Raw genomic sequence first — 14,369 nt, forward strand, 5'->3', positions numbered from 1 at the left:
CAAATCCATAAAAAATCCCAAACTAATCCATAAAGAAAACTCGGCGATTGCCGAGCTTTAAGCGAAGGAGAGCTGTAGTTGCTCTTATACTATAGAAAGTATTTATACTTTCTTAACGTGTAAAAAAAGACCCCTCAAACGCGGCCTTTTTTTCGAACATTTTTAGTTAGCTGATTTTGCAGCTTCAAGTGCTGCTTCATAATCTGGGTGGCTCGTTGCTTCACTAACATACTCAACATACGTCACTTTATTGTTGCTATCAACAACAAAAACAGCACGAGTTAGAAGACGTAGCTCTTCAATTGCAACACCGTATGCTTTCCCGAAAGAAAGGTCACGATGGTCGGAAAGGGTTTGTACATTTTCAACTCCTGCAGCCGCACACCATCTCTTTTGCGCAAATGGCAAGTCCATGCTGACAGTCAGGACTTTAACATTATCAAGACTGCTTGCTTCTTCATTAAAACGACGGATTTCCTGATCACAAACCCCTGTATCGAGGGATGGGACAGAAGTAAGAATACGAACAGTTCCTTTTGTGTCCTCAAGTGTTACTTCTGATAGATCATTCGCTAGTACTTTAAAATCAGGAGCAGAATCCCCTGCTTTTACTTCGTTACCTAACAGTGTAATCGGCTTTTCTTTAAACGTTACTGATGCCATTGTCGAACATCTCCTTTATAAAGGTTTACTAGACAAGCTTAATCTTAAACTTTACGGAATATTGTTTCAAGCATGAAGGTCCTTTGAATAACAACATTTATAATAAGAATTAAAAAGGTGATGCCTCATTATAAGAGACACCACCTTTTTACGACTATAATTAAAAATCAAAATCTTGATTTGGATTTCGTTCTGACTGATTCTGGTCTCCTGAATATTGGTGTCGACCCGATCTCCGGTTTCGACCGGATTGTTGATTCCCTGATTGTTGTTGCCCTTGTTGCCCTGTTTGTTGACCGGATTGTTGGTTCGAGTTGTTTAACATTCCTTGTATTTTACTGACGACCTGTGGAGCTAAATCCAGTAATCGTTCGTATAAGTGGGTGCTATTATCAAGATGAATGGTTTTTACCCCGGAAGAATTAACAATTAAAAATGCGATTGGAGTGATTGATACCCCTCCACCGCTCCCTCCACCAAAGGGTAAAGAATCTCCATCCTGAGACCCACCACGCGATTGTTGCTCAGAAGGTCCCTTGAACTGACTGCCTCCTGCCGCAAATCCAAATCCAACTTTCGAAACGGTTAAAATCACACTTCCATCAGGAGTTTCAACTGGATCGCCGATAATCGTATTGACATCGATCATCTCTTTAATATTTTCCATCGCTGTTTGCATCAAACCCTGGATTGGATGTTCTGACATGACGTTCCCTTCCCTTCCAATTTTTTACGACCTGAAACGCTGCGAATATAACTTGCCCTAAACGGAACGAAAAGATACACACAAATCTTGTATTTAGGATTTTCTCTTGAAAAAACGGAAGGACCTCAATGGTGGGTGGCGCAACAAAAGTTGTTGTAAAGCTTAGAAATCCGACGGTACTAGTTTTCATTGTCCAAAACAAACCTGAGAATAATCCCGTCGAGGCAGCATCTCCAGTTCCAATCTTGCTTTCCCAAATAAACTTTTCAACGGAAACCTTTTTGAAGAATCGCCGAACGATTTTCCCCAGATTATAGACTGAATCTATCAACCCTTTAGCATCCTCAATCTTGTGAAGAAGCGTATCTGCTTCAACGGTAACGTCTTGATCTGAATTTTTGTCTTGATTGAGTATTCCCTTGTTCGTTTTAACAGGTAGATGAACCTCTTTCTCATCAGATTCGGACTGATCCAATGGGAGTTGCCAAGAATAACGAATAAGCCCCTTCATAAATTGCGCTTTGATAAGGACATTATCCCTACCTAATTCATGCGCATATAGGACCGAAACCCTGACTTTGCTTATTAATACAATGATGAAGATAACGAGCAAGAATAGAGCGATTCCGAGAATCCAATACATCTTCCACACCTCAGTCTTACCGTAAAAACTGAAATTTAATCAAATAAAAGACCTATCAGCATTATGCACTGACAGGTCTTATAGAATACCTATTTCCGTGTATGAATTACCCTTGTGTCTGCAAAAATGTCATGTAGAGCTCTTTTCTCAGAAGTGACACTGGCAATTAAGTAGCCGATCCACGTCACTTTACTGATAAAACGACCTACAACCTCACGGAATATGATCGTTAACCATGGTGGACGCTTGTCCAAATCCTTTGTTACAACACGTATTGCAAAAACCATTTTCCCAAGAGTCTGTCCGAACAATCGTGTTAACAAACCAAAATACAGAAAAAAGATGAGCGTAGTCATCACCACTTTAAGCGAAAAGATACTCGCATCATTCAGAGGTAAATCAAACCAACGAAAAACCGGATAGACCAGAATACGATACAAACTACCAATAACGATTAAATCGAGCAAATAAGCCCACAATCGGATCCAGAACCCTGCATATGCGACGGATTCAGCAGTTGATTTAGTCGGCTTAGTAGGTTGTTCTGATGTTAGTTGATGATTGTCTGATACAGAATGATCCATTGCAAGCCTCCTATTTTGCGTACAAATATTTGATTTGTGGTGCATTCGTCTGACTGAATAGCTTTTGGAATCCTAGCAGGTCAGAATTTGGATTCAATACTTTTTGAGCCGTTAAATTCAAGAGTGTATCAAAACCGATGCTCATCTCGTACCGAATCACCTTTAAGTGAGAGTTACCCAGGTCCTTTTTCATCGTTTTAATCGTATCATCAAGAGCACCAAGTTCATCAACTAGTTTTAAAGCTTTAGCCTGGGTTCCATCGTATACTCGTCCATCAGCTATTTCACGGACTTCTTCTGCAGGAATCCCTCTACCTTCTGAAATGACCCCAACAAACTGGTTATACGAATTATCAACAATTGATTGTAGAATGTTACGTTCTTCTTCTGTCATTTCCCTTGTCGGAGAAAGGATATCCTTATGGATCCCACTCTTGATCGTTTCCCACTTTACACCAAACTTTTCAGCTAACTCACTGTAGTTCAACGATTGTATGATGACACCGAGAGAGCCAGTCAGTGTAGAAGGGTGGGCGAATATTTTATCAGCAGGTGCAGAAATATAATAACCTCCTGAAGCAGCCATACTTCCCATGGATATGTATACGGGTTTCTTATGCTTTTCTTGGATTGTCGTAATTTTGTCATGGATTTCGGCACTTTCGACAACCCCGCCACCTGGACTGTTTACCTGAATGATGATTCCTTCAACATCGTTACTTTTTCCAGCAAGTTCAAGCATCTCCAAAAACTGTTGATGATTGTAACCCCCGCTTTGAAAAAAGGATGCAGGACCAGTATCCTGGATGACCCCCTGAACAGTAAGTACAGCAATCTTATTTCTGTCGCTTCCTTTTTCGATAATCTTTTCAGTAAAAGGCTTTTCTTCAAATAACATGTTTTGTTGAAAATCAGTAAAATTATTCGCTGCGACCGACGATAATAAATTGATTACGATTGATCCAACAAACAAGACAGCAGCAATCCCTAATGCCGCCCAGCGTTTTCCGTTCATGGTGTTCCTCCTTCGTGCTAAATAGGTTGTTCAAAAAGTATTCAAGCGATCTTGTACCTGCGTCTACAAGTTAATGCTCCAAGGTAAGCTTCCTCGGTACAACTCGTAGCTTATGTGCAAGTACCGCTCGTTGCAAGGACCGCTCGTTGTTCAAGAATACCATATTTTCGGAATAAAGTAATAACCACATTTGACAAAATGGTGAGATAAAACGAAGATGAACATATGAAAATCAGTAGTGTTAAAGGAGGAGGAATTTGAATGCCCGAACGCAAGAACATTCACTTTTTTTATCGAAAAGGTACACAGCTTCAAGATAAAATAGACCGGTTGAAAAACATTGCAATTGATTATGGATTTAATTTGGTGGATCATTTCCGAGATGCAAATATTATTGCCAGTATTGGTGGGGACGGCACATTTCTGCAGGCAGTTCGGAAAACCGGATTCCTCGAAGACGTTCTATATGTTGGCGTAAGCACTGGTCAATTAGGGTTTTATTGTGACTTTGACATAGATGATATTTCCGGAATGCTTGACGCGATGCTGAATGAACAAATTGAAGTACGTCGCTACCCTACGATAAAAGTTCAAATTGATAAGGATTCTTCTTTTTACTGTTTAAATGAATGTTCAATCCGTTCTGGAATTATTAAGACACTGTCCCTCGACCTCTACATTGATGATTTATTTTTTGAGAGATTCAAGGGGGATGGCATGGTTATTTCAACTCCAACAGGAAGTACTGCCTACAATAAATCTTTAAACGGGTCAATCGTTGACCCGATGCTCTCTTGTATGCAGATTAGTGAAGTGGCTTCTATCAACAATAATCACTATCGTACCCTCGGATCATCCTTTATTCTCAGCAGTGCGCGAGCTTTGGAAATCCGCATGGTCGATGACGGCAATACTTCCCCAATCATCGGTATGGATAACGAAGCACTAAGCATTAGAAACAACGAATTTATCCGAATTGAGTTATCGGGCAAACGGATCAAGACTGTTAAACTTAAAGATAACTCGTTTTGGCATAAAGTGAAACGCAGTTTTCTCTGATTAAAAAAGAAGAGGGTGCTTACACACTCTCTTCATACAGGCTTTTCATATACAATCGCATTATTTACTACAGTTTTAACTACTTTTACGGTCGGGATTTGTTCAGGATCTATTTGAAAAAGGTCTTCGTTCAATATAGTAAAGTCCGCACTGAATCCGTTTTTGATCAACCCCATGCTGTTTTCTTTTCCTACAGCATAAGCACTCCCCTTCGTATAAAGCCCGACCGCCTCATACACCGTTAATTTTTCATTCGGATAAAACCCTGCATGCGTTTCACCGTATTTTTTTCTCATTACAGCAGCATATATCGTTAGCAGTGGATCAGCCGTTTCAATCGGAGCATCTGAGCCCGCTGCGCAAGGAATACCTTCCGTAAGTATTGTTTTCCAAGCGAAGCTGTAATCCATTCTTTCCTCACCAAGCCGTTCGATTACCCAAGGAAAATCTGATGCAACGAAATGTGGTTGAATATCAATGACAACTGGAACGTTTTTTAATCGCTCAATTAAGTCCGGACGTAAAACCTGCCCGTGTACAAAACGATCCCGAAGACCTTCAGGAGGCGGATTCTCTTCAACCGCGAATAAGGCATATTCAAGTGCCAGATCTCCGATTGTATGGATGGCAACTGGCATTTGCTTCGAGCGGGCCTTTTGTACTAATTCTTTTAGCTCTGTAAGTGAATGAATAGCTACGCCGTATGTTTCAGGCATGTCATTGTAAGGTTTACTCAAATAGGCTGTTCTGCCACCGAGTGCGCCGTCAGCAAAGATTTTCATAGCACCAAATTCGACATATCCATTGCCACCACCGTGCCTGTAGCCTCTTTCATGCATTTCTCCCACTACTTCATGATGTATCAATAGGTTGGCTTTGAATTTAATCAGGTCTTCTCCAATCACGTTTAAAAACGTTTGATACGTTCGCTCGAATCCCCCATAGTAGTTTAAATCTTCACTATGCCCACCAACTAACCCTAGTCGGGTTAAATCCTTGACCGATGTTTGTAGAGCACGTTGTAGATATTCTTCCGATACATTCGGAATGGAATTTTTCACGAGTTCCTGGGAGGTATCGAGAAGGAACCCTGTCGGCGATAAATTCGAATCCCTAACGATTACACCACCAGGAGGATCTGGTGTATCATCTTTAATCCCTGCTAACTCCAATGCTTTTGTATTAGCAAGAATCGCATGTCTACAAATTCTTGTTAACATCATTGGATGATGGGGTGCAATTTCATCAAGCTCAAAACGATGAAATATCTTCCGATCAATAAAATTATTTTCATTCCAGCCTTCTCCGATGATCCATTCGCCAACCGGGGTTGAATAGACTCTTTCTTTTAATGTGGTACGCATCTCTTCAGCGGAATCTATATTTGAAAGGTCCAAACGCAGAAGTTTTTCTCCGTGACCGATCATATGGAGGTGACTGTCTACAAAGCCAGGATACATAACATTTCCATTTAGGTCTTGTACGGTATCGATATCGTATTCCCGTTCAAGCTCTGCCCTTGATCCTGTTGCTATGATCGTATCTTTTTCCACTAAGGCCGCTTCTACTGTTTCACCTTCTCTTTCCATCGTATAAATGGTCCCATTTGTCCACAGGGTTTTCATTCTTCTCATCCTCACATAAGATAAAAATATAAACTATTTCTACTTTCTTAACATGCAAAAAGGGATGACCCAAAGGCGAAAGCCGGTTGAGTCAATCCCCTTTGCTGACGTCTGCTTTTAGTTGACTGTTGATTGCGTTTCTTTCATACGGAGTTCGATACGACGAATTTTCCCTGAAGTCGTTTTCGGTAATTCATCGACAAACTCAATTCTTCTCGGATACTTATAGGGAGCAGTTAGCTGCTTGACATGATCTTGAAGATCCTGAATCAGTTGTTCAGAGTGGGCATCCACCTGATTTTTCAGTACGACAAATGCCTTTACTATATTACCTCTAACCTCATCAGGACTAGCAACAACGGCACATTCTCTTACAGAAGGGTGCTTAACCAATGCATCTTCTACTTCAAATGGTCCGATCGTGTATCCGGAGCTTATAATGATATCATCTCCACGACCTTCGAACCAGAAGTATCCATCTTCATCCTTCTTTGCTTTATCTCCGGTTAAATAATACTCTCCTCGAAACGCCATTTTCGTTCGATCTGAATCCTTAAAATATTCTCTGAACAGGGCCGGTGCATCTTTATGGACAGCAATGTCACCCACTTCACCTACGTTGGCAATCTCGCCGTCATCATTAATGATCTCCACTCGATTACCTGGTGTTGGCTTCCCCATAGAACCAGGACGAATTTCCATCCCTTCAACAATCCCAACAAGTAATGTATTTTCAGTTTGCCCATAACCGTCGCGAACATTAACATCAAAGTACTTTTGAAAGGTATCGATAACCTCTCTGTTAAGAGGTTCACCTGCAGATACAGCACTTCGTAGGTGAGATAGCTTATAATCAGTCAGGTTATCAACCTTTGCCATCAAGCGATATTCCGTCGGTGTGCAACACAATACATTGATTTTATATTGATCGAGTAGGTCAAGGTATGTATTAGGGTCATACTTTCCCTGATAGACAAACCCTGTCGCTCCAGTTCCAAGTACCGAAACAAAAGGACTCCAAATCCATTTTTGCCAGCCTGGTCCAGCGGTCGCCCACACAGTTTCATTTTCCTTGATTCCTAACCACGATTGTGCGGCAGTCCGGATATGCGCATAAACCCACCCGTGCGTGTGAACCACACCTTTAGGCTGACCGGTCGTGCCAGATGTATAAGACAAGAATGCCATATCATTACGGTCCGTCTTCGGAAACTCTTTTGTATCATCCTTTTTTAGCAGTAGCTTTTCTAGTGATGTCCAGCCTTCGGTTTCACTGCCAACTGAAATTTTATACTGTAAGCTCGGAATCGGTGCTTCGATTTCATCCACAATTGGTGCATATGGGTGGTACGCTACGACCGCTTTCGCCTCTCCATGATTAATACGGTAGCTTAAATCTTTTGGGCGCAGCATTTCTGAACAAGGGATAACTACAAGTCCTGCTTTTAAATTTGCTAAATAAACTATGTATGTGTCAATTAATCTCGGCATCATGACAAGAACACGATCTCCCTTATTTAATCCAAGAGAGAGAAAGGATTCTGCTAACCGATTCACCTTTTCAAACATCTCTTTGTAGGTTATCTGTTGCTCGTCCCCCTGTTCATTACGCCATCGAATCGCTAAACGAGAAGGGTCCTTTGCGAAATTTTCCATTTCCTGTGTAGCATTGTACTGTTGAGGAGCGATTAAAGTTTCGTTTGCCAAAGTTGATTCCTCCTATGTATTCGTTTTCACTTTTATTATACATAATATTTAGAAAATTTTCCATTAACGAAAACTCCAAAGCTTAAAATCCGGCTTTACATCGTTTTTGACACGCAAAAAAACTGCCCTGAAGACGGGCAGCTAGAATCCATTTATATTAAATTAAAGGTTATTGACCTTGTTGTTGTTGTTGAGCCATTTGGACAAGACGCTTCGTAATTTCTCCTCCAACAGATCCGTTAGAACGAGAAGTTGAGTCTGCTCCAAGGTTTACTCCAAATTCTGATGCGATCTCAGTTTTCATAGCATCAACTGCTTGTTGAACTCCAGGAACAAGAAGTTTGTTGTTGTTTGGCATTGTAGTCACCTCCTTGTACCAATAGGGTGTGGAAGTAGACAAAAATCATACCGTACTTGCCGTGGTAAATGTTGATAAGATTCCTTATTGAACTTCCTTGTTAAAGAAGGTCATCAAACGTATCTCTTTGCTCACTATCAGTTTCGGAAAAGAAAACTGTTTCCGTATTCTCAACTGCTTGATCGATCAATGCTTCAATTTCCATATTTTGCTCAAATCGATTGGCTTTTTCCCGATTTGGTTTTGTTTTTGGAGCAGATGGTAAAAAGACGGTACAACAATCCTCGTATGGGCGAATTGATATATCATACGTATCGATCTTGCGTGAAATGTCGATGATTTCTATTTTGTCCATTGTGACCAACGGCCGAATAATCGGCAGGTTCGTAACTTGATTAATCGTGTGCATACTTGAGAGTGTTTGACTAGCCACTTGCCCAAGGTTTTCACCTGTTGCAATCGCTAACGCCTCACTTTTCAATGCGAGTCGTTCCGTTATTCGCAGCATAAATCGTCTCATCACCGTCATGCTGTAATTATCTGGGATTTGCTTTTGGATTGCTTTTTGGATATCAGTAAATGGAACAACATGTAGTTTGATCCCTCCGCCATAGCGGGTAAGTACATTTGTCAGGTCTTCCACCTTCTGTTTCGCTCGCTCACTCGTAAATGGTGGACTGTGAAAATGAACCATTTCAACCCTTACGCCTCGCTTCATCGTAAGATAACCTGCAACAGGGCTATCAATCCCGCCAGAAAGCATCAGCATAGCCTTTCCGCTACTACCGATCGGAAGCCCACCTGCTCCTGGATAATCTAAACAGCTAATAAAGGTAGCTTCAGGTTTAATTTCAACCTTTATTTCTACGTCCGGATGATGAACATCTACCGTAATGTTCTCTGTATTTCTTAAGACATGTCCCCCAATTAAATGGTTCAGTTCCTGTGAATCATGTGGATACTGTTTAAAATTACGCTTTGTGGAAACTTTAAAGGTCTTCACATGTGGACCTGCCTCTTCAAGAGCACTTAATGCCGTCGCCTTAATAACGTCAAGATCGAGGCTGCATTTAATGGCTAGTGTTAAACCTTGTATCCCGAACACTTCCTGCAATTTCTTAATCACTGCGCCGTGTTCCTGTCCATTTAATAGGATATACATCCGATCAAATGATTTATTGACTTGTACATCTGGAAAGCTTTTCAGTTTTTTCTTTATGGTTTCCTTTAAACGGTTTACAAAAATATGACGGTTTTTCCCTTTCAACGAGAGTTCTCCATAACGGACGATGATGTGATCGTAAATCATATACTATTACCTCATTACCTTCTTTAAATTTGAAATTACTTCCGATAAATACTCGACGAATCGTTGTCCTTCTTGTAATGTATTATCAAAATTAAAGCTTATTCGGATTGCACTGCTCGCACGAGCGTAGTCATGACCTGTTGCTTCAAGAACACGACTAATGTCATTGGATTTAGAAGAACAGGCAGATTTGGTGGAAACATAGATCTCTCTTTCCTCAAGAGCATGAATCAGTACCTCTGGCTTAATCCCAGGTACTGAAAAGTTCAAGATATGAGGAGCACTTTCATTTTCCGGGGTGTTGATGCAGGTCGTCTCCATGTCGTTTAGCTGTTCTCTTAGATACGACGTTAGCTCCTTCATTTTACCCATGTTCGTTTCAGCTTTTTCAAAGGTCAAACGAAGTGCTTTCGTCATCCCTACGATTCCTGGAACATTTTCAGTCCCAGCTCGAAAATTTCGCTCCTGTGCTCCCCCAGCCAGTAATGGATAAGGTGAGACACCCTTTCGGACATATAAAAAACCGACACCCTTTGGCCCATGAAACTTATGACTGGAAAAGGAACATAAGTCGATACCTGAATGTTTATACTGTAAAGGAACTTTTCCGATAGCTTGTATATGATCGACATGGAAAAATGTTTTAGGATATTGTTTTAAAAGCTCGCCGATCTCTTGGACGGGCTGGATTGTTCCAATTTCATTATTCACATGCATTACCGAAACAAGGATGGTATCATCCCGCAAGGCACGCTCGACATCTTCAGCTGATATTCGACCGTTCTGATCCACTGATAAATAAGTGACATCAAAACCAATGTCTTCTAGTTGTTTGAATGCCTCAAAGCAAGAAGCATGTTCAACCTCTGTCGTAATGATATGTTTCCCACGGGTATGGTGACGGGTAGCGATACCTTTGATTGCCAAGTTGTTCGCCTCTGTACCACCAGATGTAAATATGATTTCGTTTTGGTCTACTCCAATCAATTGCGCGAGTTGCATGCGTGCTTTCGAAAGCAAACGTTCAACCTCACTACCGAGACGATGGATTGAGGATGGATTCGCGAAATAATTTTCAGAAACGGTTACGTAGGTTTTCAGTACCTCAGGAAAAGGTTTTGTAGTTGCACTATTATCAAAATAAATCATCAGCCTTTACCCCTTTAAAAGACATTAATTTGCATCATTTAATATTATCACAACTAATCATGATTCCAAACCAAACACTTATTTTCGTTACATATCGACATTATGCGACAAAACTTTGCATAAGATGCTTATTTCCCCTGTATTATAAATTAAATGCATTTTTCTATATTCAAGAATATTTCACCGTTAAATAGAGAATTCAGGAGTTCGCAAAATCTTTGTAATTAAAACAATCTTAAAACTTTTGTATATAGTGTCTATTTTGGCAGAAGTTTATGTTAAGATTTAACCGATTTCAGAGAAGACACTAATTTTTCTTCTATTAATGGGAGGTAGCATCATGGAACGAAAGAGACTATCAACGAAAGAAACCTTAACGATTGGATTAATGATGTTCGCTCTATTTCTTGGAGCTGGAAATATGATATTCCCACCCTCTCTCGGTCAAAGCGCTGGAACCAGTGTGTGGATTGCAATAATTGGATTTCTAATCACAGGAGTCGGCTTGCCATTACTAGGGGTTATTGCCATTGGTTTAACCGGGGGTACATTAAAAGAGTTAGCAGGACGTGTAAATCCTAAATTTGCAATTATCTTTTCAACTATCATGTATTTAGCAATTGGACCTTTATTTGGAATTCCTAGAACGGGGACTGTCGCATTCGAAATCGGTGTAACTCCATTTCTTCCAGATGTGATGAATGAAAATGGACTACCGCTGCTTATTTATACAATTGTATTTTTCGGAATTACCTTCTGGTTCTCACTTAATCCGACAAAATTGGTCGATCGGATCGGTAAGGTTTTAACACCGATCTTAATTTTGGTTATTGGCTTAATCGTTGTTAAGGGAATCGTTGACCCAATGGGCACCCCCTCTATTCCAAAAGGGGATTATGCATCGAATCCATTCTTTACAGGTTTCATTAATGGTTATCTTACAATGGATGCCATTGCAGCACTTGTTTTTGGAATCGTTGTCATTAATGCCGTGAAATCCAGAGGTGTGACGGATAGAAAGGAAATTGCAAAATCAACGACCAAAGCAGGGCTTATTGCTGTTAGCGGACTAGCACTCGTTTACCTCTCACTTGCCTATATTGGTGCAACGAGTCGAAATGTTATTGGCGTCACCGATAACGGCGGAGCTATTTTAACTGGGGCTGCTGAGGTTTTATACGGTCAATTAGGACTTGTACTTCTTTCTTTGGCGATTACGTTTGCATGCCTAACCACCTCAATTGGACTTGTAACAGCTTGTGGAGAGTTTTTCAACAAATTAATGCCGAACGTATCGTACAACTTGATTATCGGAATCCTTTGTATATTCAGTGCAGCTGTTGGTAACGTGGGATTAACCCAGTTGATAAACATGACACTACCGATATTGATTGGAATTTATCCTTTAGCGATCGCATTGATTGTTTATTCATTCTTCCACCGTCAATTTGGGGGATACCGAGAAGTATATATCGGAGGTTTACTTGGTGCAGGAGTGGTAAGTTTCTTCGATGCATTGAAGCAAATGAAGCTTAATATAACGCCTGTAACAGATTTGATGAGCACATACATTCCGCTATATGACCAAGGAGTTGGTTGGCTTGTTCCGTCCCTGATCCTTGCTATTATCGGTTATATGTTTGAAAGAAGCCGTACCCATACTGCACACAGCGCCGAAAATCCAAACAATGCATAAGTGTTAAGAATAAGGCTGAAACAAGGACTGTCTTCCAGTAAAAATCGGGTCCGGGCATAAAGGGGACTGACGAAATCGTCAGTCCCCTTTTTATGATTTGTTATACTGTTTCCTTAGATTGAAAGCTTTCTTCAAATTCCTTCAAAATACCAGGTTCTACAGAATCCAGAGCCTCTGCAGCATGCTCTAACGCAATCTCATATTCATAGGTACGAAAGGCTTGTTCTGCTTCGGATAATTTTACTGCGACCGTGATATATTTACTACGATAACGATTGCCATATTGGATCAAACGCTCTGCCCAAATAGCTCGATCGATTAAATGATTTGTTTTAGAATAAACTTCATCTACAGCTTCCTCTGCTTCAATCAATTGATTCAAAACATCAGCCATTTGAAGTGGCTTATCAGATAATTTTGAAGAAACGACTTGAAGCTTATATTCAGCATCCTGAAGAGCATCATAATACGTTTCAGGTAGCCCTGGCAAATTATTACGGTGAACTTCTTTATTCGCATCAATCAGTTTTTTGCGGAATTCTTGTATTTTATCAACTGCATCAAGTTCATCCTTACGAAGATTTTGAAGCTTTTCCTTATAAATCTCCGTCATTTCTCTTAATTCTTCCAGTTGCTTAGTAACCGTATCAAACACTTCTTTTATAGAGGTAAACGACTGATCCTCCTCTTCAATTGAGTGGAAGCACGTCGAAGCACGTTTTTCGATTTTTTCAAATGAATTTTCAAGTCGTTCCTGTAAATCAATGTTTTCCTGTTCGATCTGATAGCTTAATCGAACGACATTCGTCTCTTCTTTCATGTCCTGAATCTCATTACCAAGCTTTTCAACATTTTTCTTTACTTCTACACCCTCAGATAGTACGAATTGTTTAGCCAACACTTCAGACTCGAGCATATCGTAGAGTTCTTCCAGCTTTTTATTTAACTGTGACATTTCTTCCTTTGCTGCCTGAACTTCTACAGCATTTACTTTTTCCTTGATGAGGTCGTACGCATAATGGACGACTTCCAGTTCTTTTTCAATCCCTAGCTGATCGACGCGATAGCCTTGCTCATTCATTTCGGCTAATCCCTCTTTCAGTTCTTTGATCATCGCCGGAATTTCAGTTTGAAACTGGTAAAGAAGATCCGGAACAACCTCTAGTTTATATTTCAAATCTCTGAGCTTCTCATCAAGTTGCACAATGTATGTACGAGCGCCAATATGGTTGCCGTTTTCTGTTTCCTCACCATATTTGCTGAAATCTGTTGAAATTTCTTCTAGTCGTGCTTCGAATTTTTCAGCTAAAGGCCCTAATGCACGATAGTGGGTAATCAGATGCTTTCGAAGTCCTTTATGCAGTTCAGTCATTTCAGCTATTTCTTTTCGGTTCAATTCTTCACTCTTGACGAGTTCATCGATTTCACCTGAGATTTCATCAATCATTTCTTCAATATTGAATATCTGTCGTCTTGTTTCTGATAAGATGCCGCGTGCTTTTTTAAATCGATACTTGTCCGCAGCTTCTTCTGCATCAAATAGATTCTCTTCAAGATCCGGAAGTTCTACGGCTACGATTTCGTCCCAATCGGATCGCCAGCTTTCAAACTTTTTTTCTGTTTCGCCTATCATCTCAAGGGCTTTCACCTTAGCAATTTCTTCTGATAAGGGACGGTTCATGATATTGATTTTTTGTGACTCGAGATGGTCGATCTGATCATAGACCTTTTTTCTGGAATATGTACCAAAACCGATAAAAACAGAAAGAACAACGACTAGTGCAACTAAGATATAAATCATAGGGACCATCCTTCCTTCCCTTTTTCAATTATGTATTATAAACTACTTATTAAA

The 14,369-nt window shown here is 40.3% G+C and carries 13 protein-coding genes; 2 read left to right on the top strand and 11 right to left on the bottom strand.

What is annotated here, in order from left to right:
* Positions 1–162: 162 nt before the first annotated feature.
* From tpx to sppA, 5 genes are all read right to left on the bottom strand, one after another.
* Positions 163–663, bottom strand: a complete 501-nt coding sequence (tpx, locus tag MOJ78_RS15340) for a thiol peroxidase (protein WP_304978206.1) — start codon at positions 661–663, stop codon at positions 163–165.
* A gap of 160 nt (positions 664–823) precedes the next feature.
* Complete coding sequence (gene ytfJ, locus MOJ78_RS15345; protein ID WP_304978207.1) at positions 824–1,369, bottom strand: GerW family sporulation protein; 546 nt, start codon at positions 1,367–1,369, stop codon at positions 824–826.
* Positions 1,317–2,012: a DUF2953 domain-containing protein gene (locus MOJ78_RS15350; RefSeq protein ID WP_304978208.1), complete on the bottom strand. Its 696-nt coding sequence runs from the start codon at positions 2,010–2,012 to the stop codon at positions 1,317–1,319. Before MOJ78_RS15350 ends, ytfJ begins: the two co-directional genes overlap by 53 nt.
* Before the next feature lie 89 nt (positions 2,013–2,101).
* On the bottom strand, positions 2,102–2,596 hold the full coding sequence (locus MOJ78_RS15355; RefSeq protein ID WP_304978209.1) for an RDD family protein: 495 nt from the start codon (positions 2,594–2,596) through the stop codon (positions 2,102–2,104).
* Between the two features lie 10 nt (positions 2,597–2,606).
* Positions 2,607–3,611 carry a signal peptide peptidase SppA gene (gene sppA, locus MOJ78_RS15360; protein ID WP_304978210.1) on the bottom strand — a complete coding sequence of 335 codons (1,005 nt, stop codon included), beginning with the start codon at positions 3,609–3,611 and terminating at the stop codon, positions 2,607–2,609.
* A 261-nt stretch (positions 3,612–3,872) separates the two neighbouring features.
* On the opposite strand from sppA, the gene MOJ78_RS15365 reads away from it, so the two are divergent.
* On the top strand, positions 3,873–4,670 hold the full coding sequence (locus tag MOJ78_RS15365) for an NAD kinase (RefSeq protein ID WP_304978211.1): 798 nt from the start codon (positions 3,873–3,875) through the stop codon (positions 4,668–4,670).
* A gap of 32 nt (positions 4,671–4,702) precedes the next feature.
* Here the strand turns inward: MOJ78_RS15365 and MOJ78_RS15370 are convergent, their stop codons facing one another.
* From MOJ78_RS15370 to MOJ78_RS15390, 5 genes are all read right to left on the bottom strand, one after another.
* The gene (locus MOJ78_RS15370; RefSeq protein ID WP_304978212.1) at positions 4,703–6,295 is read right to left on the bottom strand and encodes an amidohydrolase; all 1,593 of its coding nucleotides are present in this window, start codon (positions 6,293–6,295) and stop codon (positions 4,703–4,705) included.
* A gap of 117 nt (positions 6,296–6,412) precedes the next feature.
* Entirely contained in the window at positions 6,413–8,002 is a 1,590-nt protein-coding gene (gene mbcS, locus MOJ78_RS15375) for an acyl-CoA synthetase MbcS (protein WP_304978213.1), read from the bottom strand.
* A gap of 169 nt (positions 8,003–8,171) precedes the next feature.
* Complete coding sequence (locus tag MOJ78_RS15380) at positions 8,172–8,360, bottom strand: alpha/beta-type small acid-soluble spore protein (protein WP_304978214.1); 189 nt, start codon at positions 8,358–8,360, stop codon at positions 8,172–8,174.
* Between the two features lie 100 nt (positions 8,361–8,460).
* Positions 8,461–9,669, bottom strand: a complete 1,209-nt coding sequence (gene thiI / locus MOJ78_RS15385; protein WP_304978215.1) for a tRNA uracil 4-sulfurtransferase ThiI — start codon at positions 9,667–9,669, stop codon at positions 8,461–8,463.
* Between the two features lie 6 nt (positions 9,670–9,675).
* Positions 9,676–10,818 (bottom strand): cysteine desulfurase family protein, encoded by a 1,143-nt coding sequence (locus MOJ78_RS15390; protein WP_304978216.1) that lies wholly within the window; start codon positions 10,816–10,818, stop codon positions 9,676–9,678.
* Between the two features lie 340 nt (positions 10,819–11,158).
* Here MOJ78_RS15390 and brnQ point away from each other — a divergent pair, with 340 nt between their 5' ends.
* Complete coding sequence (gene brnQ, locus MOJ78_RS15395; protein WP_304978217.1) at positions 11,159–12,514, top strand: branched-chain amino acid transport system II carrier protein; 1,356 nt, start codon at positions 11,159–11,161, stop codon at positions 12,512–12,514.
* A 100-nt stretch (positions 12,515–12,614) separates the two neighbouring features.
* Here the strand turns inward: brnQ and ezrA are convergent, their stop codons facing one another.
* Positions 12,615–14,315, bottom strand: a complete 1,701-nt coding sequence (ezrA, locus tag MOJ78_RS15400) for a septation ring formation regulator EzrA (RefSeq protein ID WP_304978218.1) — start codon at positions 14,313–14,315, stop codon at positions 12,615–12,617.
* Positions 14,316–14,369 lie beyond the last annotated feature (54 nt).

Origin of the sequence: Alkalihalobacillus sp. AL-G, from assembly GCF_030643805.1 — a bacterium.
Taxonomy (GTDB): Bacteria; Bacillota; Bacilli; order Bacillales; family Fictibacillaceae; genus Pseudalkalibacillus.